The sequence below is a fragment of the Bacillus sp. FSL H8-0534 genome (assembly GCF_038005885.1).
Lineage (GTDB): Bacteria > Bacillota > Bacilli > Bacillales > Bacillaceae_G > Bacillus_A > Bacillus_A pseudomycoides.
This window is the reverse complement of the sequence record NZ_JBBOUC010000005.1, coordinates 69,895-77,644: the sequence shown is the minus strand read 5'-3', so window position 1 is coordinate 77,644 and position 7,750 is coordinate 69,895. Positions and strand designations below refer to the sequence as shown.

12 protein-coding genes are annotated in these 7,750 nt (G+C 33.5%); 4 read left to right on the top strand and 8 right to left on the bottom strand.

Features of this window, described 5'->3' with window-relative positions; all coding sequences use genetic code 11:
* Positions 1-151: 151 nt before the first annotated feature.
* Positions 152-694 (bottom strand): hypothetical protein, encoded by a 543-nt coding sequence (locus MHH71_RS30245; protein WP_078211947.1) that lies wholly within the window; start codon positions 692-694, stop codon positions 152-154.
* 367 nt (positions 695-1,061) lie between these two features.
* Between MHH71_RS30245 and MHH71_RS30240 the strand changes: the two genes are divergently transcribed.
* The gene (locus tag MHH71_RS30240; protein ID WP_033799455.1) at positions 1,062-1,271 is read left to right on the top strand and encodes a hypothetical protein; all 210 of its coding nucleotides are present in this window, start codon (positions 1,062-1,064) and stop codon (positions 1,269-1,271) included.
* 154 nt (positions 1,272-1,425) lie between these two features.
* Here the strand turns inward: MHH71_RS30240 and MHH71_RS30235 are convergent, their stop codons facing one another.
* Positions 1,426-1,605, bottom strand: coding sequence for a DUF4177 domain-containing protein (locus MHH71_RS30235; RefSeq protein WP_078212233.1), 180 nt, complete (start codon positions 1,603-1,605; stop codon positions 1,426-1,428).
* 383 nt (positions 1,606-1,988) lie between these two features.
* Here MHH71_RS30235 and MHH71_RS30230 point away from each other — a divergent pair, with 383 nt between their 5' ends.
* The gene (locus tag MHH71_RS30230) at positions 1,989-2,897 is read left to right on the top strand and encodes a VanZ family protein (RefSeq protein ID WP_078212231.1); all 909 of its coding nucleotides are present in this window, start codon (positions 1,989-1,991) and stop codon (positions 2,895-2,897) included.
* A gap of 242 nt (positions 2,898-3,139) precedes the next feature.
* Positions 3,140-3,628, top strand: a complete 489-nt coding sequence (locus MHH71_RS30225) for a hypothetical protein (protein ID WP_078212229.1) — start codon at positions 3,140-3,142, stop codon at positions 3,626-3,628.
* Positions 3,629-3,788: 160 nt separating this feature from the next.
* On the opposite strand, the gene MHH71_RS30220 is transcribed toward MHH71_RS30225, so the two are convergent.
* The 4 genes from MHH71_RS30220 to MHH71_RS30205 form a co-directional block, all read right to left on the bottom strand.
* Positions 3,789-4,130 (bottom strand): transposase, encoded by a 342-nt coding sequence (locus MHH71_RS30220; RefSeq protein WP_327844051.1) that lies wholly within the window; start codon positions 4,128-4,130, stop codon positions 3,789-3,791.
* Between the two features lie 167 nt (positions 4,131-4,297).
* Entirely contained in the window at positions 4,298-4,576 is a 279-nt protein-coding gene (locus MHH71_RS30215) for an AbrB/MazE/SpoVT family DNA-binding domain-containing protein (protein ID WP_078212270.1), read from the bottom strand.
* 417 nt (positions 4,577-4,993) lie between these two features.
* A complete protein-coding gene (locus tag MHH71_RS30210) occupies positions 4,994-5,332 on the bottom strand; it encodes an ASCH domain-containing protein (protein ID WP_078212219.1) in 339 nt (112 codons plus the stop codon).
* Between the two features lie 19 nt (positions 5,333-5,351).
* The gene (locus MHH71_RS30205; RefSeq protein WP_078212217.1) at positions 5,352-5,540 is read right to left on the bottom strand and encodes a hypothetical protein; all 189 of its coding nucleotides are present in this window, start codon (positions 5,538-5,540) and stop codon (positions 5,352-5,354) included.
* 116 nt (positions 5,541-5,656) lie between these two features.
* Between MHH71_RS30205 and MHH71_RS30200 the strand changes: the two genes are divergently transcribed.
* Complete coding sequence (locus MHH71_RS30200) at positions 5,657-5,809, top strand: ribbon-helix-helix domain-containing protein (protein ID WP_170927974.1); 153 nt, start codon at positions 5,657-5,659, stop codon at positions 5,807-5,809.
* 213 nt (positions 5,810-6,022) lie between these two features.
* Here the strand turns inward: MHH71_RS30200 and MHH71_RS30195 are convergent, their stop codons facing one another.
* Both MHH71_RS30195 and MHH71_RS30190 read right to left on the bottom strand, forming a co-directional pair.
* The gene (locus MHH71_RS30195) at positions 6,023-6,709 is read right to left on the bottom strand and encodes a restriction endonuclease (RefSeq protein ID WP_412676847.1); all 687 of its coding nucleotides are present in this window, start codon (positions 6,707-6,709) and stop codon (positions 6,023-6,025) included.
* Entirely contained in the window at positions 6,702-7,709 is a 1,008-nt protein-coding gene (locus MHH71_RS30190; RefSeq protein WP_078212216.1) for a DUF3991 and toprim domain-containing protein, read from the bottom strand. The genes MHH71_RS30195 and MHH71_RS30190 overlap by 8 nt, the downstream gene beginning before the upstream one ends.
* Between the last annotated feature and the right edge of the window lie 41 nt (positions 7,710-7,750).

Sequence of the window (7,750 nt, the reverse complement as noted above, 5' to 3'; positions counted from 1 at the left end):
TAAGAAAAATGAATCAAAATCTATTTTATTTTTTACTTAGATTTGAGTTTTAATAAATACAAAACAGCACAAATCGCATATTAAAATGACTTGTACTGTTTTATTTATGTATTATTTTTTAGACAAGATATACTTAAAACTTATACAAAATTTAAAACGCAGGTACTAATTTCCACACAACTTCTTCTTTACCTAAATAGGTCCTTGTACGAGGGCCATGCATTGAGAATTCAACCTCTTTATAATTTAGGTATCCTCCTTCTGCTTGCAGTGTATATCCTCCCTCTACAGGAGTTATATCCCAATACGCTGCATCTTTCTCCCTACTAAAATTCACACCATTCCCCCATACTCGGATCCAATAAGAACCTAACATGGCTACAGGCATTTCAATACGATACTTCTTGTTTTCTTCAGAAAAATGCAATTTCACAGGATCTGCGGAAGGGTTTTCTACTGTTTTACCGTGTGAACTAACTAGTACTGGTAACGTAGTATTATAAAGTAGATGGGAAATTAATCCTCTTGTTGGTGAATCTGCTGGAACTATATAATAGTTTTTACTTGTATCAATGCTATCATCTACTTCGTTTACTGAATTAGATGATACGGATGCACTTGCCTTCTCTATTGGCAAAAATCCTAAAAATGTAACCAAAACAAGGAAAGATATTAATACTCCTTTAATCCTCATAACAACACTCCTTCAAAATACTCTGATTATACAATAATTGTAAATTATAATTTTATATTTTTCAATATTAAGAAAATTAATTAGGATAAAAAACAGTAATAAATAAAATATATTTGAAAGTAAACTTTTTATTATTTGTTTACATTCATTTCCCCTCAAACATTGAATTTACCTCAATTCCCTTGATATCCTCAAAATCTGAAAGGAAAGTATACATTCAAAACACTATAAATAAAGAGGATAAGATAGCTGTAAACAAAAAAGAAAAAGCTAAATCTAGATTAGCTTTTTTACATAATTTCCGTCAATGGAAGATAAAATCATTAAATTCGTTTATAATAATTTATAAGATAAGGAGGTGATTCGTATGATAACAAATCAAGTTAAAACAGAAATTTTATTAAACAGAATATCCATGATAATACTAGCTTCTCTTTGTATATCTATTATAGCTTTACTTATGAATTATTTTGAAACAGGACATGTTGAAAATATCCAAATCTTTATTGTCAGCATTCTTGCCATTCTCACATCAGTTTTTTCAATTACTAATTATAAATTTATAAAAAAAGGATGAATACATTTTTTCATCTTCAGTTAACATAACCCCACTTATCGGTATTCAATGTATCTAGAAAAAACTCCTTCAGTTTACTTGCTGAAGGGGTTTCGTATTTACATAATTCCCGTTATTGAAAGTTATTGCAAACCCCTCTCCTTCTCGAAAAGAGTTATTTGGTTCGTTCGAATATAATCTCAAAATATTTAGCGTATCCTGCAGTTGCTGGAGCAAAGATTTGAACAAATTTCCAACCTTCTTCAGCATGTTCGGCAATAATACGTTTATAATCTTCTTTAGGTTCCCCATTCCATTTATTAGCTTCGACTTTAACGAATTTGTAATCGTACATATTCTCTCCTCCTTTTCCTAATTGTATCATTTAGAAGAAGCGATATGTTTTGTAATTCTAGTTGTATATCCTATACATGTTGGGTTAACATAACGTCTCATTATCGGGATTCAATGTATTTAGAGGACTATTAAAAGTCCTCCAGATTGTTTAACTGGGGGACTTTCGTGTTCACATAATTATCGTTCTCGGAAGTTAATAAATTTATATCTTGCTTTTCTTAGATAGAATGCTAATAATAACAAAACCACTAAATATAATTAAGCATATAAATAAAATTAGATTTTGGCTGGAATTATCATATTCTCGGTTTTTTTTTTAAAACTGATATTTTAGTATTATAATATTTGTGGTAAATAATATGTTGAAATTAAGGAGATATTATGGAAACGAAATTACGGAAAATCATTTTAACTGGCACCATATGCTATACGATTTTAGTTTTATTTTTTATGTTCTTTGCGTTTAACCGGCTCGATAATGTAACCAGCGTAGAACGGTACACCTTTATCCTTGTTCCAGAAGGAGTACCACTTAAATTTCCAGAACTAAATTATTCATGGATTGTTGATTTTGGAAACATTGCTGCTTTTATCCCTTTTGGAATACTATTTCCCCTATTGTATCGTGTTAGATTTGGGAAGTTCATATCCTTATTTGTTTTAGCGATTATCGTTCTAGAAACTATTCAGGCTTTAACATATCTTGGTAGCTTTGATGTAAATGATGTTATTTCCAATACATTGGGTGCAATGATTGGCTATGTTACCTATAGAGTTGGATTTTCTTCAAAAATTTCTTATAAAAAGCTCATGGCTTCGGCTCTATCTATTGTTGTCCTTATAATTGGAGTCATGACGGTCTCTGAAATCATCAAAAAAAGAGAAGGCCCTATTCAAACATTAACTGTTATGAAAGAAATGACAGGAACTACACCTATCACTGAGAACCTCCCAAGTTTCACCGTAACAGGTGAGCAAATAGAGCCGAAAATGAACGTGTATAGCAGTGAAGGTGAATCAACCAAAACATACAACTATATTCTTGGGAACAAAGAAAATGTCTGGCTTTATTTCTATTTCGGTATTCCCGACAATGTAGACTTTAAGGGTGAAACCAAAATAATCGTAGATGGACAAGAAGTATATCGATTAAACGAACAAGCTTCTCAAGGAGCAGAGGCTTTACGGGAGTTGCCTTTTAACAAGGTAAACGAGCTGACCATTAGCGTTTCCGGAAACGCTAAGCTGTGGGACGTTGGAATTAGTGAGTTGAAACATTGGTGGGAGTAAAGAATCAATATTCTAAGGGACTTGTTTTGCACTTTACGTCATGATTGTTCCCTCTATCCTTAAAAAAATGGGTACGAGTTGTCTTTTTAAACTATGAAAATGGCGATGAATAAAAATTCATGTACGGTTGACATAATGTAATATTATCGGTATGTTAACTTTACATAAATACCATATACAACGTACTTTTCTTTTATTCTAGATGATAAAATGGTAATAAAAGGATAACAAGGAGGTTCGTTATGACTAATTTTGTAAGGAAATCTAGTATATTGCCCTTCATTTTTGTGGGATTAAGTATACTATTTATAGTTCTGATTATTTATATCCCATCTATGTATCGTGAGAAATTTGATTCGACTTCAGGTTACCACATCATTAAGCCGTCTGAATATGACGATGTATATAGCAGAGAGGATCACACAGATTTAGCAATATTTAAAAGGAGAGTAGAAAAAGATCCTCAACTTAAAGGATATAATACATATCCAGGGTTTGAAGGTCGTGGAAAAACCTTTGCGTTAGCGATTGGTAATGAACATAAGAATAGTAACATTAAGATTGAAAAAGTTGTAGAAAAAGAGGGTACAACACAAATTATCATCAAGATTAGCAAGAATTCAAATGACATCGAAAATCCTATGATTGCGTTTCAAGTATACAAAGTTTTAAAAAACATAGAGATTAAAGACAATGAAGGAAACATTTATCCTAAAATTAATGTACAATAAGCAACTTCCGCTAACGAGAATTATGTAAAAAGTAAAGCCGTCCTGATGGATGGTTTTTTGTATTTTTTGCTTAGGGTGGTTTTTTTCCAAAATGCTGGCGATACTCCTACTACTTTTTATTGATTTGGAATGGAGTAGGAAAATGAAAAAAACCTTAATTTTAAAGGTTCTTTTTTTCTAATGTTTTCTGCTTTTCATTATTGGATGTTGGTGCTTCCCATTCGCTTTCGATTTTTCGAAACCATTTACTGATTTTACTTAAATAATATCTCTTTACTTCCCCATATGGAATCCAAATTTCACGTTCTTCTATTCGATCCATTACTTCACTAAGAATCTCATCATGCTCGTATTTTTTAGGTCTTCTATGATTCAATTGTACAAATTTTGTATATTCCCTACGAAGCCAATTAGAAATGCGTTCTTTTTGTTGTTGTCTGAGATGCGACCATTTCTTATTTGTTTGACGGATCTGTCCATTAACTTTTATATGATTTTTCATAGACACGCCCCCTATTACTATCAAAGCGAATATATAACTATCGTAGTACATCGACTTCAAAAGAGGGAAAGAATCCCTTGATGAAGATTTTTGTTTTAGTTATTAATAATTATGGTACGTGAAATTATTAATATTCATCTTGAAAAAGCTCCTCTAAAAGGAGCCGATTATTTAACCAGATTCTTCTGTAATTCCTCTATTATAAGCTCTGCACCTGCTGGGCTTAGCGTAATCTTTCCGTCTGCTAAAGAAATATTTTTATCAGATACTTCTCCTGTTATTGCACAAGCACCATGCGCTTCATATTTTTTCAAGATGATCTTTTCACCTTCTACATAAATCTCTAATGGTGTCTTTTCTTCAATTTCCAGCGTGCGTCTTAACTCCATTGGTATAACGATACGTCCTAATGGATCTAACTTTCGAGTTACTCCTGTTGATTTCATGAAATCTCTCCCTTTTATATTCTATAGCTCTATATTTCTCATACCCTATGCCATTTTCTCATTGTAACAGGCTTTCACCATACATGAGAAACATAATGACCCAAAAACTCACAATCATAACAAGAATGTGTTTAAACCTTTGCTTAAAGGAAATATGACCTTCTTTCATTCTACACGCCCCTTTTCTCTACATCTTTTTATATGTTAAAATAAAGAGGAAAGAAATGTGCCAATTTCTTTCCTCAACGGTCACTCATGACTTTGCTCTTTGTTTGCTTTTAGCAAATAAAGAGCTTTTATTTTTCTTGTTTTGATTTGCTTTCTAACATGGCATAACGTAATAATTTCAGCTTTGTTTCGCTTTTTAATGCTTTCCATTCAGATACCCCAATTTTCATTCTATATCCCCCTTTTATATTATAAGTTCACCCAAATGACAGCTCCTTGCGGATGTTTGTATGGTTGTGGTGCTGAAAACGTAACAGGATTTTTCAGAATCCAAGCATAGATATTTTTGTATTGAGGATTAAAGCTATCTTCTCTAGAAACGCAATGAAATTGCTCACTTGTTTGATATTCATGTAACGTCAATTTTCTACTTGCCACTAGCTCAACAGTACCTAGTACTGTTCCACTACCGCTTTTAATAAGTGCAATTTTTCCTCTTATGTTGGTATTTGTCCCCCTGATTTCCCATGATTTTTCACCTTGTAGAATCTTTTCTATGTAAGGTGATTTTATAATTAAGCCTTTCAAATACTTCCCCTCATTTCAGCTAAACCAATTTTAAATAGATCATAGCCGTATCGGCTTCCTTTATATAAAAGGCATACTTTTTACCAGTCGCTTCTACTGCACCACACAACATTTCCTGATACCTCAAATCTGTTAGATCCATACCTATTTGACCATGTTTTAAAAGAAATTGAAGATCCTTCATCATTTTATTGACCGTTTTCTCCATTCTCTTTTCTCCTCTCAAAATAGTTATATAACTTATATAACTATTTTATTGTTTGTTTTTCCAATTGTCAATATAAGTTATATAACTTATAATACTTTTTATAGAGGAGGGTTAGAATGGCTGTTAACAAAGAAAAGAACACTCAAATTTTAGTTACATTTACAAAAGAACAAGTGGAGCAAATCGAACAATTTTGGCATGAAAATAAACTCAAGAATCGAAATGAAGCAATTCGCCAACTCGTTGAGAAAGGGTTAAGTCGCAAATAACGGCTAGCCTTTTTTATTCCCCCTAAAACCCATATATCCTATTTAAGACCTTTAATAATCATCAGATTTGTTTCTCTTCTGTTTAAGACCTATTGCACTATTCACCCGACAGAAATGCGATACAATCAAATTTGAGAGGTCATTTTTTATAAGAGGTGTCTTTTTGATAATAATTTCCTAAAAATAGAAATTGAGCTGGATTTTCATCACAGCTCAATTATTTATTGGTTCTGTATGTGTACATGTAGGATATTGAGAACATCCAAAAAACTTGTTTCCAGTTTTATTTGAATTTCGTACCACTAAATGATTTTTACATGCCGGGCATTTCCTTTCTGCAGGATCTACACCATGATACACATCTTCAGCCGAATACTCTGGATTTACTTTGTTAATCAATTTTTGAAGTTCTACACGATCTATTAGCTTTACATGACATGCTTCCGCTAATTCTTTCGCTTGTTTTGTATATACACTGTTTGTGACAACCCATGCCTCATGTGCTTGATAATAAGTTTTCGCTGCGTATATCTCTTGTACTGCACTTATCCCGACCCGATTTTTCACACCGTATCTTTTCGCCTGGATTACAATTCTGTTTTTCCCTTTTAATATCAAATCAGCACCATAGTCTCCTGTTTTTCTTGTGACAACTGGTCGATAATCTAGCTCTCGAAAGAGAGCTTTTAAATACACTTCAAACTGGTGACCATCCATTTTATCAATGTACTGAATACCTGACTTTGCCATCATCTTCAATACTCTTTTCTCTTGGATAATTCGATGAACAAACATATAAATACGAAAGAGAACATAAAAAATAAAAACATACATGAAAGCCTGTACCATGCTAGATACAGGCACAACTGGTATAAGTTGCCCGACTGGCAGATTAGACACTACGTTCCATCTCCTTTTTCTGTATTCGTACCGCTTGTTTCTTTTGCTGTCCCTGCGGTTGTATATGAGATTGTTGTTGTTTTTCTGTTGATTGTATGACCGCCTTCAGTACATCATTCCAATCTTTTTCCTGAGAAGGAAGATGCATTTGAACACGTGGTGTAATCGTTAAGGCTCCCATTTTTTCCGTAAATTCTTTCCCCGCTTTATCATTATCTACTGCCAGGACAATCCGACTCACGGAAAGCCCTTCATCTTTTGCCTCTTTAAATGTACGTAAAACGGTTTTCATCTTCAGTCCATTCATACTGACTAACCTTGTATTTTGTAGTCGGTTTTGTTGTAATGTCCAATACGAAAGAAGGTCAATTGGACTCTCAAAATAATAAATGGATGTTGGTTTCCCAACATCCACCATAAATCCCGTATGCGGTTTTCCATTCGGCAAAATTTGTTTAAAAGAACCTCGCCTATTTTCCATCTTAACCGTCCCTTGACGCTCCGCACCTACTACATTTCCTGTTCCACCTTGTTCCCGCCATTTAAACACCACATTCTTCTTTTTATCCTGCGCAATCAGACCCTGCCCAATTAGCCAATTCACTAAACGAGAATCAATTTTCCGCTCATCGGTTAAATAGTGCTTAATGGCTTGTTTATCCTGGACTTCTAAATGCCCTGGATAACGAAAGGGCTCATCTTGTTTTGGTTCTTCTTCCTTAGAAGATGTAAAAGTAGGATAATCACCAAAATTCACGTCTCGAACTGCTTCTTGAAAAGTCATACCATAGTACATTCTAGCAAAGCTAATCGCTCCATATCCCTTCTCTCCCCGGCTATTCCATGCATACATATTGTCACGAATTAACAAGCTATCGTGCTCCGTATGTCGATAATAGTTTCCCTCTTTTTGAAATTTCTCCCCTTTAGCTTCTAAATACGACAACAAATCCACATCTTTTGCTTTCATGACTTCCTCCTCTGCCAGTCGATATGTCATGTTGGCACCTCCCCTTGTTGTGAATGGTTTCAAGAATAAAA

Bases quoted from the DNA above. Each gene is read 5' to 3' on its own strand.
- MHH71_RS30245 (WP_078211947.1), bottom strand. From the start codon at position 694: ATGAGGATTAAAGGAGTATTAATATCTTTCCTTGTTTTGGTTACATTT.
- MHH71_RS30240 (WP_033799455.1), top strand. From the start codon at position 1,062: ATGATAACAAATCAAGTTAAAACAGAAATTTTATTAAACAGAATATCC.
- MHH71_RS30235 (WP_078212233.1), bottom strand. From the start codon at position 1,605: ATGTACGATTACAAATTCGTTAAAGTCGAAGCTAATAAATGGAATGGG.
- MHH71_RS30230 (WP_078212231.1), top strand. From the start codon at position 1,989: ATGGAAACGAAATTACGGAAAATCATTTTAACTGGCACCATATGCTAT.
- MHH71_RS30225 (WP_078212229.1), top strand. From the start codon at position 3,140: ATGACTAATTTTGTAAGGAAATCTAGTATATTGCCCTTCATTTTTGTG.
- MHH71_RS30220 (WP_327844051.1), bottom strand. From the start codon at position 4,130: ATGAAAAATCATATAAAAGTTAATGGACAGATCCGTCAAACAAATAAG.
- MHH71_RS30215 (WP_078212270.1), bottom strand. From the start codon at position 4,576: ATGAAATCAACAGGAGTAACTCGAAAGTTAGATCCATTAGGACGTATC.
- MHH71_RS30205 (WP_078212217.1), bottom strand. From the start codon at position 5,540: ATGGAGAAAACGGTCAATAAAATGATGAAGGATCTTCAATTTCTTTTA.
- MHH71_RS30200 (WP_170927974.1), top strand. From the start codon at position 5,657: ATGGCTGTTAACAAAGAAAAGAACACTCAAATTTTAGTTACATTTACA.
- MHH71_RS30190 (WP_078212216.1), bottom strand. From the start codon at position 7,709: ATGACATATCGACTGGCAGAGGAGGAAGTCATGAAAGCAAAAGATGTG.